Here is a 14,700-nt window from a genome sequence, read left to right as displayed (position 1 = left end):
CTTCAGACCAGCTTCGCAGGCTTCAGCAGGTCGGACAGGCCGACCCGGTGCAGCATTTCGGCGCGCAGGCGATCGAGCACGGTGAAGCCGACATCGGCGCCGTCTTCCGTCGGATCGTAGTGAATGCGGAACGGGCGCTTGCCGAAGGGCATGTCGACGATATCGACGATGGCGTCTGCGACGCCGCTCACATCCGCATCGTCCGGCACAATGGCAGCGAATGCCTGCTGCACCTGTTCGCCAAAGCCCTTGTAGGGACCAGCTTCATACTCGGCGAGGCGAGCTTCGTCCGCTGGACGGCCTGAGTGCGCGAAATGATTGGTGCCCTTGGTGAAGGCGCCCGGCACAACGATCGAGGTCTCGATGCCCCAGCGCGAGAGTTCACGTGCGTACTGCACCGCGAGTGCATCCATCGCGGCCTTTGCTGCGAAGTACGGCGAAAGATACGGCGGCGTGCCACCTGCCGAGCTGCTGCTCGACACCCACACCAGCAGACCTTGCTTCTGCTTGCGCATATGCGGAAGCACCGCACGGTTGACGCGCTGCGTGCCGAGCACATTGACGTCGTATTGCTGGGCGAACTGCTCCGGCGTGAATGATTCCGCCGGGCCGAACATCATGTGTCCGGCATTGTGAACCAACACATCGATGCGGCCGCTCTCTGCGATGATCTGCTCAACCGCGGCATTGGCTGACGGCTCCGACTGCACATCCAGTTCGAGTGCGCGCAGATCGATATTGTCGCGCTTGGAGGTCTCGGCCATCTCAGCCGCGTTCTTGGCGTTGCGGCCGGCGACGTCGCGCATGGAGGCGTAGACGGTGTGGCCTGCTCTGGCGAGCGCTTCGGCGGTGAGACGGCCGAAGCCGCTGGATGCGCCGGTGACGAGAACGATCTTCTTGGAAGCGGTGGCGGTGACGTTTGCGTTGGTGTTGACGTTGGACATGGCACAGGTTCTCCTGTTGGCGTCCGCGCTCAAGGCGGACGCTGTGATGCGACGATGAAGACGATGAAGTTGATGCGTGAGAAGAGGGTGATGATCAGATGATGCCGCCGTTGGCGCGCAGCACCTGGCCGTTGAGCCAGCTGCCGTCCTTGCCTGCAAGGAAAGCGACGATGTTGGCGACATCCTCCGGCTGACCGAGACGTTCCAGCGGCGCAAGCTTGGTCAGGTGGTCGATCACCTGCTGCGGCTTGCCATCGAGGAAGAGCTTCGTCGCGGTCGGTCCCGGCGCAACGGCGTTGACGGTGATGTTACGGCCGCGCAGCTCCTTGGACAGGACGTGGGTCATGGCCTCAACCGCTGCCTTGGTCGCGGCATAGACGCCGTAAGTCGGGTGGAGCATGGCAACCTGGCTCGACGACATGTTGATGATGCGTCCACCGTTGCGCAGGCGCTTCGACGCTTCGCGCAGGGTGTTGAATGTGCCCTTGATGTTGATCGCGACATGGCTGTCGAACAGCTTGTCGTCGGCCTCGGCGATCGAGGTCAGGTGCATGATGCCGGCGTTGTTCACCAACACATCCACGCCGCCGAACGCTGCATCCGCCGCGTCGAACATGCGGGCGACCGCAGCCGGGTCGCTGACGTCGGCCTGCGCCGTGGTGGCGCGGCCACCGGCCTTCTCGATCTTGCTGGCGAGCGCTTCGGCTTCGCCCGCGCTGCCGGCGTAATTAATGACGACGGTGAACCCATCGGAGGCCAGCCGCTCGGCGATAGCTGCGCCAATGCCCCGGGAAGCGCCGGTGACGATTGCTACCTTGTTGGTGGTGTTGGCCATTTTAGTCTCCTGTGTTTGCCAAAGCCCGGTGTCGAGCTGATGGATAAGGAGATACATCCTGGATTTCTGAAGATAATCACGCTAGAAACAGCAATACTGTTCGCAAATTTGGAACAATAACAACGATGGATCGCCTCGACGCCATGCGGCTGTTCACGCGGGTGGTGGACCGCCGCAGCTTCACACAAGCCGCCCACGACCTGGATGTTCCGCGCTCCACGGCGACGCAGGTGGTCCAGCAAATGGAGGAACGGCTTGGTGTGCGGCTGCTTCAGCGCACCACGCGAACAGTGATGCCGACTCTCGATGGCGAGGCTTACTACCGGCGATGTCTTGCGATCCTCGACGATATCGAAGACGCCGAAGGCGCGTTCAGCGGCGCCGTTCCGAAGGGAACGCTGCGGATCGAAGTGCAGGGCACGCTCGCGCGGCACTTCGTCTTGCCCGGCCTGCCGCAGTTCTTCGCCAACTATCCCGACATCGAGATCGCCATGAGCGAGAGCGACCGCTGGGTCGACGTGGTGCGCGAAGGCGTGGATTGCGTGCTGCGTTACGGCGCATTACCGGACAGCGATCTCATCGCACGCACCGTCACCACGCTCGAGCGCATCACATGCGCGGCTCCCGCCTATCTTGAACGTTATAGCCGCCCGCAAACACCGGATGATCTGGTCAATCATCACGCGGTGAGCTTGCGCTCGCTCACCACCGGTGCACTTTACCCCTTCGAGTTCGTGCAGCCGGATGGCAGCATCAAGCGCATTGAGATGCCCTCGCCGTTTTCAGTGACAGGCACCGAAAGTTTTCTCGACGGCGTACGCCTTGGGCTCGGGCTTGCCCAGATGCCAGTGTTTCACATTGAGCGGGACATCGCGAAAGGCCGGCTAGTGCGTGTGCTGGCGGACTACCCTGTGCCGCCGGGACCGGTCTCGGTCCTCTATCCGCGCAACCGCCAGCTGAGCCCGCGCGTGCGCGTGTTTATCGACTGGATCGTGCAGCAATTCGCTGCCGCGGCGCCGCACCTGACGGACCCGCATGACACCACGTACTAAATTTTTGAACAGGCCTTAAAACGCCATACGCTCACGGCACAGTGAGAACCACCGTGGCGCCCGCCATGGCAGATTGCGCCAGCTTTAAAAACAAGCGCCGCGAAGAAAATTCCAGGGAGACACCCATGCCGCTCACCGATCGCAGGACATTGTTGCAGACTGCGGCCGCCCTGCCCCTGGCCGCGACGGCCGCCACAGCGGCGTTTGCACAAGCCCCGAAGGCGGCATCGGATGAATCCGCGAAACCTGCCGCCCCGAAGGACGTCACCCGCACGCTGGCGCATTACATCGTCACCGCGCGCTACGACGATCTTCCCACCAATGTGCGCAAGGAAGGCGTCCGCACGCTTCTGAATTGGGTCGGAGTTGCCATCGGCGGCTCACATCACCAGACGGTGGACATCGCGGTTTCTGCGCTCGCGCCTTTCTCCGGTCCGCAGCAGGCGTCCCTGCTTGGCCGCAACGAGCGCTTCGATATCATGAATGCGGCTTTCATCAACGGCGTGTCGAGCCATATCTTCGATTACGACGACACTCACCTGAAGACGATCATTCATCCCGCCGGTCCTGTCGCTTCCGCGATTCTCGCCTATTCCGAAATGACACCGGTCTCGGGCAAAGACTTCCTCAATGCGCTGGTGCTCGGCGTTGAAACCGAATGCCGCATCGGCAACGCCGTCTATCCGAACCATTATGATGTCGGCTGGCACATCACCGGCACCGCGGGCGTGTTCGGCTCAGCGGCTGCCATCGGCAAGCTGATGGGACTGAACGAAGAGCAGATGGTATGGGCGCTGGGCTTGGCAGCGTCACAGCCGGTCGGCCTGCGCGAATCCTTCGGCTCCATGAACAAGAGCTTCAATCCGGGACGCGCAGCCGCGAACGGCATTTTCGCGGCACTGCTTGCTTCGAAGAACTACACGAGTTCCGACGGCATGATCGAGGCCAAGCGCGGCTGGGCCAACACCATCAGCACCAAACAAGACTATAACGAAATCACCGGCGATCTCGGCAAGCGCTATGAAGCCGCACTTAACACCTACAAGCCATTCGCCTGCGGCATCGTCATGCATCCGGCGATCGACGCCGCCGTGCAACTGCGCAATGAGAACCTGCTGACCGCCGACCAGATCGAGCGTGTCGATCTCAAAGTTCATCCATTGGTGCTCGAACTCACCGGCAAAAAGACGCCGCAGACCGGGCTTGAGAGTAAGTTCAGCATCTACCATGCGGTGGCGGTCGGCATTGTCGAAGGCGCGGGCGGCGAGAAACAATTCAGCGACCGCGCGGCGCAAGACCCGACCATCGTCGCGCTGCGCTCCAAGGTCATGCCGGTAGTGACGCCGGGCATCGATGCGGCGCAGGTGGACCTGACCATCGTCACCAAGGACGGCCGCTCGCTGCACAAATATATCCAACACGCGATCGGCAGCGTCGAGGTGCCGATGACCGACCAGCAGTTAGAGACCAAGTTCAGCGATCTGGCGGACGGCATCATCCCCGCTGCCAAGATCCGTCAGGTGATGGATTCATGCTGGAACGTGGAGACGCTGGCGAATGCTGGCGACATCGCCAGGATGTCCGTCTCCACGTAACGCCAACACAAACAAGTCGCGCTCGTTCGGAGCGCGACGCAATTCCTGTTTGGGCCAATTAGTATTTGGGCGCCTGAGTTTTCATGCCGTCTTTCTGCGTTTTCTGCTTGGTCTTGCCGGACATTCCCGTCGTGCTCTTTCCCTTCTTCATGCCATCTTTCGACATTTCCGATGTCGGACTCGTCGGGCTCTGATTGGCGCCGCCTTGCGGCTGACTGGTCTGGGCAAATGCCGGACCACAGAGCAATGCCGCGCATGCTGCCATGATCATCATCCTTCGCATGCTGTTTCTCCTGTGAAAGGAATTGTCATGACTGCAATGTCTTGCGGAAACTTTCGTTCCTCACATGCGGAACAACACCTAACGCCGAGCACGCTCGCAGCCTTTTCCCCTCGTCATTCGGGGATGTAGGCATTCGCACAAAGCATAGCGGGAACAGCTAGCAGCCTGTTTCGTTTGGTCTCCCGAAACCTGCGCCGCCTTCCGGGATCGCGACGAGGACAGGATTGAGGCCGTATGAGTTCAAATCACGCGACCCTGAGCACGGAGGCCCGCGATGACGCGGATCGGGCGCAGGACAAGACACAACGTATGATGCGTCCCGATCCGACCGCAAAGTCGGAGCGTCCGCAGCAGCCGGATCACGTCCAGGACAAGTGGACAAGTGACTCCGCCAGTAAGCAAAACGGCGGAGTGAAAGGTGCGTTTCGCAAGCACCCCATCGCAATGATCGTCTGCCTCGGCTTGATTGTTGCAGGCCTGATCGCCGGCATCGCGTGGTATCTGCATGCACGGCATTTCGAGACGACAGACGATGCCTTTATCGATTCCCGTCCCGTACTGGTCAGTCCACAGATCACCGGCAACATCGTGCAGGTCAATGTCACCGACAATCAGATCGTGAAGGCGGGCGATCTGCTCGCAAAGATCGACCCGCGCGACTATCAAGCTGCGGTCGATCAGGCGGCAGCGCAAATCCGGCAGGCCGAGGCGAGCGTGAAAAACCTCGAGGCTCAGATCAACGCGCAGAAATCACAGATCCAGCAAGCCGAGCAGCAGGTGACCCAAGCGGAGGCCGCGCTGAAGTTCGCGCAGGACGAAAACAACCGCTATCAGGATCTCGTGCAGAAAGGCGCGGGCACTGTACAGCGCGCGCAACAGGCGGCGACAGATTTGCAGGCCCGGCAGGCCGCATTCGATGCAGCCAATTCCGCGAAGATTTCGGCGGAACGTCAGATCGACGTACTGGTGGCGCAGAAGGACGCAGCCGCTGCACAGGTCGATCAAGGCAACGCGCAGAAGGCCCAGGCTGACGCCAATCTCGGCCGCACCGAATTACGCGCGACTATTGACGGCCGCGTCGCCAAACTCACCGCCGCCCTGGGAGCCCTCGCCGCGCCCGGACAAGCCATCATGGTGGTGGTGCCGCTCGATGTGTGGGTCACCGCGAATTTTAAGGAGTCTCAACTTGCCGACATGCGCGTCGGACAGCCGGTCGATATCAGCATCGACGCGTTCGGTGGCCGCGTGTTCAAAGGCCATATCGATAGCGTACAAGCCGGCAGCGGCACCGCGTTCAGCCTGCTCCCGGCTGAAAACGCCACAGGCAATTTCGTCAAGGTCGTGCAGCGCGTGCCGGTGAAAATCACCTTCGATCAGCGCCCGGACGTCCAGCTCGGTCCCGGCATGTCGGTGGTGCCGCGCGCCACCGTGCGCTGAGCGGAGCGCGGCACAATGGCCGGCGCAGCAGATGCCGAACAATCCGAATACAGCGGCGCGAATCCTTGGCTGATCGCGGTTCTGGTGGCGGTAGCGACCTTCATGGAAGTGCTCGACACCACCATCGCCAACGTCGCGCTACGCTACATCGCCGGCGGCCTCGCGGTGAGCGCCGACGAGGCGTCATGGGTGATCACCACCTATCTCGTCGCCAATTCCATCGTGCTGTGCGCCTCGGGCTGGATTGCCGAGATGTTCGGACGTAAGAACTTTTTTCTCGTCTGCATCGCGCTGTTCACCGTCAGCTCGCTGCTCTGTGGCCTCGCGTGGAATCTGCAGGCGCTGCTAATCTTCCGCGTGATGCAGGGCCTCGCAGGCGGCGGTATGACGCCGGTGGCGCAGTCAATTCTCGCGGCGGCCTTTCCACCAAACAAACGCGGCCAGGGCTTTGCGCTGTACGGCATCGCCGTGGTGGTCGCACCTGTGGTCGGCCCAACACTCGGCGGCTGGCTCAGCGACAATCTCTCATGGCACTGGTGCTTCCTCATCAACGTGCCGGTCGGCATCGCCTCCGTCATCCTGATCTATCTCATCATCCCGAGTTCGCCGCGGCGTGCGGCGGAGCGCAAGAAGCTGTGGGAGAAAGGCCCGAACTTTGACATCATCGGCTTCCTGCTGGTGGCGACGTTTCTCGGCAGTCTCGAGGTCGTACTCGATCGCGGCCAGATCGAGGACTGGTTTGGATCGACCTTCATCATCACCTTCGCCGTGATGTCCGCTGTCGCGCTACTGCTGTTCATCCCGTGGGAGTTGAACCGCGAGCAACCGCTGATCGACCTGCAGATGCTCGCCGGACGACAGTTCGGCACCTGCTTCGTCATCATGCTCGCCACCGGAGCCCTCTTGATCGCCACCACACAGGCGCTGCCGCAATTGTTACAGGATCAGTTCGGCTACACCGCAACGCTTGCAGGCCTCGCTATTTCGCCCGGGGGACTGGTAACGATGGTGATGATGGTGGTGGTCGGGCGGCTCAGCTTCATACAGCCCAAATATCTCATCTCCATCGGCGCGGCGGTGGCGGGCTATGCGATGATCGATCTGCTGCGCATGTCGCCGGATGCGGATTTCTGGTTCTTCGCCTGGTCGCGCATTTATCTCGGCATCGGGTTGCCGCTGATCTTCATTCCGATCACCACAGCCTCCTATGACGGCATTCCGCCGAACAAGACCGATCAGGCCTCGGCGATGATCAACCTCGCGCGCAACTTCGGCGGATCGATGGGGGTGGCATTAACGCAGACCATGTTGGCGCGGCGCCAGCAATTCCACCAGTCGCGCCTGGTCGAGCATGTCGGATCGTGGAATCCGTTCTATCACGACACGCTCAACAAAATTCAGAACTACTTCAAGGCGCAGACATTCACCGGCAATTCGTCAGGCACCAGCACGGCCTACATCGGACAGCTGGTGCAGACCCAGTCTACTCTCCTCGCCTATATCGATGTGTTCGTGATGCTCGCCGCCATGGCCGCGATCCTGGTGCCGCTCGCCTTGACACTGCGCCCGGTCAATCGAAGCGCACGCACGCCCGCGGGACACTGAGCGGTCATGCTTCGGAGTTGTGTTGCGCTGCGGCAGCCTGACCTTTTTCATGAGCGCGCAATCGCGAAGTCTCCGGGTGGCAGCGCATCCATGGGCAGATTTCATGCCGATACTTCCCGATTCGGAATGATCGTCGCCATGTAACCGAGCCCCGGGCACAGGATTGATCATCGGATTGCGATGGAATGCCCACGGCGCCTCACGGAAATGCAGAGCAGAGCCCCGTATTTGTGCTCTCTCCGCAAGACCTAACGCTATCGTGTCCGCGCTTGACGTCGTCTTTAGTGTTGCAAATGTAACTATGTGTTACGAATGTAGCTTATGCGCTATGTCAAACTTGCCCTGATCGGAGCCGCCTCTGCGGCGGTTGTAATCGCCCTTACCTTTGTTGCGGTTCGCAATCGCGAGATCCCTGCCATCACGGCAGGAACTCCCCCAAATTTCGACGCCGCCTTGATCAAACGCGGAGCCGATCTCGCGGCACTCGGCGACTGCAACACTTGCCATACGACCGAGGGTGGCAAAACCTTCGCAGGCGGCCGCGATATTCCGACGCCGTTCGGCACGATCTATTCGACCAACATCACCCCTGATCCGGACACCGGCATTGGAAACTGGTCGGAAGCAGCCTTCCAGCGCGCGATGCGCACAGGCGTCGATCGCGAAGGGAACTATCTTTACCCTGCGTTTCCCTATGATCATTTCACGCTGGTCTCGGACAACGACAACAGCGCGCTCTATGCGTATTTAATGACGCGGACACCGGTGCACGCCCCAGCACGACCGAACGATCTCTCGTTTCCGTTCAATGTTCGCCCACTCCTCGCCGCCTGGAATGTGATGTTCCTGCACAAAGGTCCCTTTACGCCCGATCCTTCGCAAAGCGAGGAATGGAATCGCGGCGCCTATCTGGTGGAAAGCATCGGCCATTGCGGGGCATGCCACACGCCGCGCAACTGGCTCGGTGCGGAGAAGACCCGCCAGACATTTGCGGGCGGGGATGCGGAAGGCTGGCATGCTTTCACCATCAACGCGGCGTCGCAGGCGCCGATCCCGTGGGATGCGGATTCGCTGAACGCTTATTTGCGTCAGGGCTGGCATGGTCTCCATGGTGTTGCACGCGGACCGATGGGACCTGTGGTCGGCAATCTCGCGACCGCGTCAGATCAGGATGTCAAAGCCATCGCGATTTATGTCGCCTCGCTGATGAAGCAGCCCGCAGAGCAGCAGCGCAGAGACGACAACAACCTTCTCGTATCGAGCAACAACGCATCCGGTACGGGCAGCAAGCCGCAATCGGCGGGGAGTCAGACCACGGCGAATGCCGAGTCTCCCGATGATAAAGGCGCGGTGCTTTACGCCAGCGCATGCGCCTCATGCCATGACGCAGGCCGTCCGGTGCCCTATGGCGGCATCAACCTCGCGCTGAGCACGACCGTGAGCTCCGACGATCCGCGCAATGCGCTGCGTGTCATCCTTGGCGGCGTCCCGGCAACCAGCGGCGCGCGCGGTCCCATCATGCCCGGCTTTTCCGATACGCTGACCGACAGCCAGGTTATTGCGCTGGCGCAATACATCCGCATGCGGTTCGCGCAGAAGCCTGCGTGGACGAACGTGCCGGAGCAATTGCGCAAGATACGAACCGAGGCGCAAGCCTCCACATCATCGACTACTCGTTAGCGGAGGCACGCATGGACCTGATGGTCAACGGCCAAACCCATTCCGTGGATGCGGCGCCCGACACACCGCTGCTCTACGTTCTGCGCAATGACCTGCAGCTCAATGCCGCCAAATTCGGTTGCGGGCTTGGACAATGCGGAGCATGCACGGTGATCGCGGACGGCAAGCCGGTGCTCTCCTGCGTCATGCCCATCGCGCTCTTCGAAGGACGAAAGATCTCCACGGTGGAGGGTCTCGGTACGGAAGAGAATCCCGCGCCGATCCAGCAAGCGTTCATTGAAGAACAGGCCGCGCAATGCGGATACTGCATCGCTGGCATGATCATGCGGGCGCAGGCTCTCCTCGCGCAGGACAACAATCCATCCGACAGCGCCATCCGCGCCGCGCTGCAATCCAATCTCTGCCGCTGCGGCACGCATATGCGCATCCTGAAAGCCGTACGCCGCGCAGCCGATATCATGCAGAAAGCTTCAGCGAAGGGAGCAACCTGATGAATGCGCCATTTGGCCCGCTCTCGCGCCGTACCGTCCTAAAAAGCGGCGGCGCCCTCGTCGTCGCATTCTCGCTCTCACCCGCACTCGCTGAGGAGCAGACCGCTCCGACAGCCGGCGCGAAGCCCGCAGCGAAGCTGCCCGGAAGCCTGTCCGTCGACCCTTATCTCGACTCCTGGATCAGGGTCGATGCGAAGGGACGCATCACCGTACTCTCCGGAAAGGCCGAACTCGGTCAGGGCATCAAGACCGCGCTGATCCAGGTGGCGGCGGAAGAGCTCGACGTACCGTTCCACAGCATCGAACTCATCACAGCCGATACCGGGCGCACGGTGAACGAGGGCTACACCGCGGGCAGTCATTCGATGCAGGACAGCGCAACCGCCATCCGCAATGCGGCTGCACAGATGCGCGACCTGCTTATTATTGAAGCCGCACGCAAATTTAATACGACGCCAGAACAGCTCAAGACCGACGGCAACGGCAAGATTATCGGGGCGAACATCACAGCGTCCTACGGCTTGCTGGCAGAAGCCGCCTCCGCTCACATTCCCGCGCAGCCGATCTCAAATCTCCGGAGTCCATCGGCATTCAAGGTGATGAACACGTCGGTGCCGCGCGTCGATATCCCGGCGAAAGTGACCGGCGGAGAAGCCTATTTGCAGGATATGCGGCTTCCCGGCATGGTGCACGCCCGCGTGGTGCGCCCGCCGAGCTATAACGCGAAACTCGACAACGTTGATCTTGCTGCCATCGATGCGATGCCGGGTGTGTTGAAGACCATCCGCAACGGCGATTTCCTCGCAGTGGTCGCCAAAGAAGAATTCCAGGCCGTGAAAGCGATGCGCGCGTTGGCTGCATCAGCTCGCTGGTCGGAAAAGCCATCTCTGCCCGCAGGCAAGCCTCTTCCTGACGTTATTCGTGCCATGCCGTCAAAGGACAGCACGATCCTCGATGTTAGGAAGGCAACAGGCGAAGCGAAGACCACCATCGAAGCCACCTACACCCGCCCCTATCAATCCCATGGTTCGATCGGCCCATCCTGTGCAGTGGCGCAATATCAAAGCGGCGAACTGACCATCTGGACCCACACCCAAGGCGTCTATCCTGACCGCGCGGCGATCGCCGAAATGCTGAAGATGCCCAACGATAAAGTGCGCTGCATCCACGTGCAGGGCTCGGGCTGTTACGGCCATAACGGCGCTGACGATGCAGCAGCAGACGCCGCGGTGATCGCGCTCGCCATGAATGGAGCGCCGGTGCGCGTGCAATGGATGCGCGAACAGGAACATGCATGGGAGCCCTTTGGACCTGGGATGGTCTCCAAGGCGTCGGCATCTCTGGATGACAACGGCAAGATCGTCGATTGGAATTACGACGTCTGGAGCAACACGCATTCCATGCGGCCCGGCAACGCTGGATCATTGCTCGCCGCGCAGCATATCGAGAGCCACTTCCCGGTGCCGCCGCCGATACCATTGCCGCTGCCGGAAGGCGGAGGAGACCGCAACGCAATCCCGCTCTATGCGCTCGATCACGCCACCGTGGTGCATCATTTCCTGCCGGACATGCCGCTGCGGATTTCCGCCATGCGTTCGCTCGGTGCGTACACCAATGTGTTCGCCATCGAGAGCTTCATGGACGAACTTGCGCGCGAGGCAAGCCAGGACCCGGTGGCCTTCCGCCTCGCACATCTGACCGATGAGCGCGCCCGCGACGTTATCACCCGCGCGGCGGATGAATTCGGTTGGGACCGCTATAAACGCACTGAAGGACGCGGCTGCGGATTCGCGTTTGCGCGCTACAAGAACCTCGCGGCTTATTGCGCGATCGCGCTGGAAGTGGAAGTCCATCGAGAGACGGGACGCGTGCGGGTGATCCGTGCAACCAGCGCCGTCGATGCCGGCCAGGTTGTCAATCCCGACGGCATCCGCAATCAGATCGAAGGCGCGATCCTGCAGGCAACAAGCTGGACGCTCTATGAAGGTGTCACGTTCGACGACACGCGGATCACGTCCATTGACTGGTCGACATATCCGATCCTGCGCTTCGACGCCGTACCGGATACCGTTGACGTTCACATTATCGACCGGCCGGGCCTGCCATTCCTCGGCGCCGGCGAAGCAGCACAAGGTCCGACACCCGCGGCAATTGCCAACGCCATTGCGGGAGCAACGGGACGCCGTCTGCGTGACCTACCGTTCACGGCAACCAAGGTGAGAGACGCCATCGGCATTTAGACGCCATCAGCATTTAAAAGGCTCGCGCTATCGCGCCGTCAGCGTTTCGAGGCGTAGTAGCGCAGCATATCTTTGGCTTTTAGCTCGCGGTCTGACCGGCGGCCGAAAAAGAACACGCCACTGGCCGCATCCGATTTTGGACCCGGCTTTGCAAAGCCGTCGATGAAGCGTAGCCAAAAGAACGGCAAAGCGACAGCCGTCGCCAAACGCGTACCAAGGCCCATTGACAGCGCAACATAGCGCAGCGACCACACAAGCGCCTTCCCTGCTCCGCCCACTGCACCCGAGTCAATTTCCTCGAAGCGGCGAAACAGCCAGCGGTGCCCGCTGAGCGTAAAGCGCGTGAAGTCGTACGCCTGCTCATGCACCTGTTGAATGAAAGGTGTGTCGGCATAGACCACGCCATTCGGCTTCAGCACGCGATGGATTTCCTCCACCACCGCCTGCGGCTCAAGCACATGTTCAAGCACCGCCTGAATCCAGACACCGTCGAACATCGCATCACGAAACGGCAGGAAATGACCATCCGCCACCACATTGGTGTTCGGCGACGCGTAGACGTCTGTTCCCACAACCTCGATGGCGGTATCTTTGTAAAGCGAATCCGCTCCCGCGCCGATTGCTCCACCACCGATAACGAGAACGACAGGCCGCGGCGTGTAGCGCTTCATCATCGCAATCATCTCGCGTGACTTGGTCGGCGTCACGGGGTTGGCCCCGGTCAACAAGCGGCGGGCGCGGACGCGGAGACCTTTTCCAGTATCATCACGCTTGAACACCGAGCCACGGTGATCGTGATAAGCCGAGCGGTCGAAGATGCTGCGCTCAAAATCAATCAGCACCGGCTGATCGGACGCGCGAGGAAATCCTTCCCGCGAAAAGATGCAGTGGGTTCCGGCACAGCGAATTGGGTTTTTGTCCAGATGCAATTCCGAGCGGCACCTCGGACAACAAAGCAACGCGTTGATATCAACCAAATCCAGCCTCTGTATCTCAACTTTACCAACAGCGATCGAGATTCCGTCTGGCGACAACCTCCTGCGAAATGCGCAGATCTCGCTTTGGCAAACCCGCTAAAGTTGGACTTTGTTCTCGGCACAACGCAATCAGGATCGGTCATGCACGGCACGGAATGAAAGCAAGTGAACATGCTGTGAGGGCCGAACTTTGGCGGCAAGGTGAACGCGGCACGGCAGATTGCCTGCAGTTCGTTACACAACTGAAGCAAATCAATTGAATGGATAAAGAACGGGGCGTCTCAACTTGACGAAAATGCTCAGATTATGTCGTCGTCATTCTTCTCGCAGACCATGACACATCATCGCCAAGCAGATCATCGCCAACAAAAATAGCCCGGCAGAACCGGGCCATTTGCTTGTCCTATCGAGAGTCCGACGCTCTCAGGACTTGAATTGATTCAGCAGCAGAACGAGTTCAGCCTGACGATGGGTACCGGTCTTTGAAAAGATCACCTTGAGCTGGTTACGGATGGTGTCCCGGCTGACGCCGAATTTCAGCGCGATCTCTTCGATGCTTGCGCCTTCCGCAAGCTCGGCTGCCAGACGAGCTTCGGCGCCGGTCAGTCTGAAAGCTTGCACCAGCACGGCAGGCTGAATGACTTTCTTCGCCTCGGGTGGCGTGAACACCAGCAGCGCCCGCGCCCCAAGAAAGGGAGACTTGGCGGCAGGATGAACCGGCATCAGGCGAACAACTGTCGGTTTCACACCAGTTCTGCGGATGACGATCGGCTCGACCGCAATGACATCCATGTCCCGCGCCTTCCGCAGTCTCTCGAACAGACTTTCAAACCGGGCGTTGGCCAATTTGTCCTTTACGACGATCCGCCGCTGCCGAATGTTGAACTCATCATCGAACGCATTGAAGGCCGCGCTGTTCGCATCGAGCACGTTTCCGAAGCGATCAATAGCAATGGCCGCCTTCCGGATATGCTCCAGCGCGTTGATACCGCTTGACAGCGCGATGCGCCCAACTGCCGCGGAGAGTGTAGCGACTTCGGTCAACCTTTGAGACAACGGCGCGAGGTTTTGCTTCTCGGCTTCAGTGAACATCCCTTCTGCGTCAGTGCGCTGGATGCTTAAACCCCAATGAGCACCGCCAGCACTAAACCCAACGACAGCAAACCAGGTGAAACCGTGAGGCGCCAGACATTCCCTGTAGAGTGGATCGCGTGCGATATCATCAGGCCCCAAAATATCGGCATCCACGACGACCGGATGCCCCCCGACCAACAGCGGTACAGCGCGCTCGGCTCGCGGGTCTTTCGTATGCCAGCCTTCTCCGAAATAGGCTGACCTGAGGTCATGGACCCCCGATGTGTGCGGCACATCTGGAGTACGGCTGTCGCTTTGCAGGAGAATGGCGCCCGTCGCGCCCACACCGGACGAGATGCCTTCCATCAAGTCCGGCCAGACAGACGGATCGATCACGGCTTCTCCGAGCCGATTCAGCGTTTGATCCAGTCGGGACAATTCCAAATTTCTCATCGCCAATAACGCGTCAATAATACAATTGTATCAT

At 60.4% G+C, this 14,700-nt stretch carries 12 protein-coding genes; 7 read left to right on the top strand and 5 right to left on the bottom strand.

From position 1 onward, the window contains the following. Window positions 1–2: 2 nt before the first annotated feature. Both ACZ5C3_RS07925 and ACZ5C3_RS07920 read right to left on the bottom strand, forming a co-directional pair. Window positions 3–944: an SDR family oxidoreductase gene (locus ACZ5C3_RS07925; protein WP_464044633.1), complete on the bottom strand. Its 942-nt coding sequence runs from the start codon at window positions 942–944 to the stop codon at window positions 3–5. Window positions 945–1,038: 94 nt separating this feature from the next. Then, window positions 1,039–1,779 carry an SDR family oxidoreductase gene (locus tag ACZ5C3_RS07920; RefSeq protein ID WP_464036658.1) on the bottom strand — a complete coding sequence of 247 codons (741 nt, stop codon included), beginning with the start codon at window positions 1,777–1,779 and terminating at the stop codon, window positions 1,039–1,041. Window positions 1,780–1,904: 125 nt separating this feature from the next. On the opposite strand from ACZ5C3_RS07920, the gene ACZ5C3_RS07915 reads away from it, so the two are divergent. Both ACZ5C3_RS07915 and ACZ5C3_RS07910 read left to right on the top strand, forming a co-directional pair. Then, window positions 1,905–2,831 carry a LysR family transcriptional regulator gene (locus tag ACZ5C3_RS07915; protein ID WP_464036657.1) on the top strand — a complete coding sequence of 309 codons (927 nt, stop codon included), beginning with the start codon at window positions 1,905–1,907 and terminating at the stop codon, window positions 2,829–2,831. Between the two features lie 125 nt (window positions 2,832–2,956). Continuing rightward, window positions 2,957–4,426: an MmgE/PrpD family protein gene (locus ACZ5C3_RS07910; RefSeq protein ID WP_464044632.1), complete on the top strand. Its 1,470-nt coding sequence runs from the start codon at window positions 2,957–2,959 to the stop codon at window positions 4,424–4,426. Window positions 4,427–4,484: 58 nt separating this feature from the next. On the opposite strand, the gene ACZ5C3_RS07905 is transcribed toward ACZ5C3_RS07910, so the two are convergent. After that, on the bottom strand, window positions 4,485–4,709 hold the full coding sequence (locus tag ACZ5C3_RS07905; RefSeq protein WP_464036655.1) for a hypothetical protein: 225 nt from the start codon (window positions 4,707–4,709) through the stop codon (window positions 4,485–4,487). 234 nt (window positions 4,710–4,943) lie between these two features. Here ACZ5C3_RS07905 and ACZ5C3_RS07900 point away from each other — a divergent pair, with 234 nt between their 5' ends. The 5 genes from ACZ5C3_RS07900 (at window position 4,944) to ACZ5C3_RS07880 (ending at window position 12,162) form a co-directional block, all read left to right on the top strand. Further along, entirely contained in the window at window positions 4,944–6,146 is a 1,203-nt protein-coding gene (locus ACZ5C3_RS07900; protein WP_464036653.1) for an HlyD family secretion protein, read from the top strand. Window positions 6,147–6,161: 15 nt separating this feature from the next. After that, a complete protein-coding gene (locus ACZ5C3_RS07895) occupies window positions 6,162–7,751 on the top strand; it encodes a DHA2 family efflux MFS transporter permease subunit (protein ID WP_464036651.1) in 1,590 nt (529 codons plus the stop codon). Window positions 7,752–8,072: 321 nt separating this feature from the next. After that, window positions 8,073–9,431 (top strand): c-type cytochrome, encoded by a 1,359-nt coding sequence (locus tag ACZ5C3_RS07890; protein ID WP_464036649.1) that lies wholly within the window; start codon window positions 8,073–8,075, stop codon window positions 9,429–9,431. Between the two features lie 11 nt (window positions 9,432–9,442). Next, window positions 9,443–9,922 (top strand): (2Fe-2S)-binding protein, encoded by a 480-nt coding sequence (locus ACZ5C3_RS07885; protein ID WP_464036647.1) that lies wholly within the window; start codon window positions 9,443–9,445, stop codon window positions 9,920–9,922. Then, on the top strand, window positions 9,922–12,162 hold the full coding sequence (locus ACZ5C3_RS07880) for a xanthine dehydrogenase family protein molybdopterin-binding subunit (protein ID WP_464044631.1): 2,241 nt from the start codon (window positions 9,922–9,924) through the stop codon (window positions 12,160–12,162). The genes ACZ5C3_RS07885 and ACZ5C3_RS07880 overlap by 1 nt, the downstream gene beginning before the upstream one ends. Window positions 12,163–12,200: 38 nt before the next feature. Here the strand turns inward: ACZ5C3_RS07880 and ACZ5C3_RS07875 are convergent, their stop codons facing one another. Then, window positions 12,201–13,004 (bottom strand): class I SAM-dependent methyltransferase, encoded by an 804-nt coding sequence (locus ACZ5C3_RS07875; protein ID WP_464036645.1) that lies wholly within the window; start codon window positions 13,002–13,004, stop codon window positions 12,201–12,203. Between the two features lie 558 nt (window positions 13,005–13,562). Continuing rightward, window positions 13,563–14,609: a helix-turn-helix transcriptional regulator gene (locus tag ACZ5C3_RS07870; protein WP_464036643.1), complete on the bottom strand. Its 1,047-nt coding sequence runs from the start codon at window positions 14,607–14,609 to the stop codon at window positions 13,563–13,565. Window positions 14,610–14,700 lie beyond the last annotated feature (91 nt).

The sequence above is a fragment of the Afipia dichlorophenoxyacetatis genome (genome assembly GCF_055386385.1).
The sequence above is the reverse complement of the archived record's forward strand: the minus strand, read 5'-3'. Positions and strand labels throughout refer to the sequence as shown.